The organism is Rheinheimera sp. KL1 (assembly GCF_001275035.1).
Lineage (GTDB): Bacteria > Pseudomonadota > Gammaproteobacteria > Enterobacterales > Alteromonadaceae > Pararheinheimera > Pararheinheimera tangshanensis.
Window position 1 is genome coordinate 1 of record NZ_LAMX01000017.1, and the last position, 1,198, is coordinate 1,198.

The following is a 1,198-nucleotide window of genomic DNA, read 5'->3' on the forward strand; positions in this document are numbered from 1 at the left end:
TGACCTTTCCCCGGAATTAATACCAATCCCGTGATGAGATTTTCCAGCTTATGCTGCCTGCTTTGCATACTCAACAGGCGACATGTAATTCAACGAACTGTGCGGGCGAATATGATTGTAATGCTCGCGCCATAAATCTATTTCGTATCTGGCCTCGTCCATCGTTCTAAACCAGTGTTGGTTCAAGCATTCGTTTCTGAACTTGCCATTCAAACTTTCTACAAATGCGTTTTGTGTTGGTTTACCTGGCTGAATAAAACCCAGAGTAACACCGGTTTCTTTGCTCCAGAAGAACATCGCTTTGCTGGTAAATTCAGTTCCGTTGTCACAGATTACCTTGTTTGGTTTGCCGCGTTGCTCAATCAGCAAACTCAAGAATCTGGCGACTTGTCTGCCACTGATGGAAACCGAAACCAATTGCCCAACCATTTCACGCGAATAATCATCCACCACATTTAGAACCCGAAAGCGCCTGCCATTGCTCAGTTGGTCCGATACAAAGTCCATAGACCAACGCTGATTCACCGCTGTAGGCACTTCCATCGGCTGCCGTGGTCGTGTCAGCTTTTTGCGTTTCTTCGTACGCACCTGCAAACCTTCTTCGGTATAAAGGCGATAGGTATGTTTACGGTTTTTGACCCAGCCTTCGCCCCGAAGCAGACCATGCAACATCAGATAGCCATAGCGCGGATATTGGGTTGCCAATGCTTTCAGCCGCTGCCGTATGCTGTGATCTGCATTCGTTTTTGGCTTATACCGCAATGCTGTTCTACTCAATCCCGCCAACTTGCAAGCCACCCGTTCACTCAGGCGGAAAGCTTCTATCAAATGCTGAGCAACAGGTTTCCTTGCCGCTGGCGTCACCACTTTTTTGACAGTACATCCTTCATCGCTTCGACTTCGAGCATCTTGTCGGCCAGCATTTTCTTAAGCTTGTTGTTCTCTGCCTCAAGCTCCTTCAGTCGCTTGGCTTCGTTCACTTCCAGTCCTGCGTACTTACTGCGCCAGTTGTAGAAGGTCCCGACGGATATGCCCATCTCACGGCATAAGTCCTCGACCTTCGTGCCTGCTTCATGCTGCTTGATGGCTTTGATGATTTGTTCTTCGGTGTAACGTTTTTTCATTTTGAGATCTCCATTGGTTCCATTTTATTGGAAATCTCATCAATGTCATGGTCTTAAATTTGGGGGATAGGTCA

Annotated in this window: 1 protein-coding gene; it reads right to left on the reverse strand. The window is 47.3% G+C overall.

The genetic code is table 11. From position 1 onward, the window contains the following. Positions 1-48: 48 nt before the first annotated feature. A protein-coding gene (locus WH43_RS08810; protein WP_152342818.1) for an IS3 family transposase occupies positions 49-1,124 on the reverse strand; the annotation gives its coding sequence in 2 pieces (ribosomal slippage) (positions 49-875 and positions 875-1,124; 1,077 coding nt in all). Between the last annotated feature and the right edge of the window lie 74 nt (positions 1,125-1,198).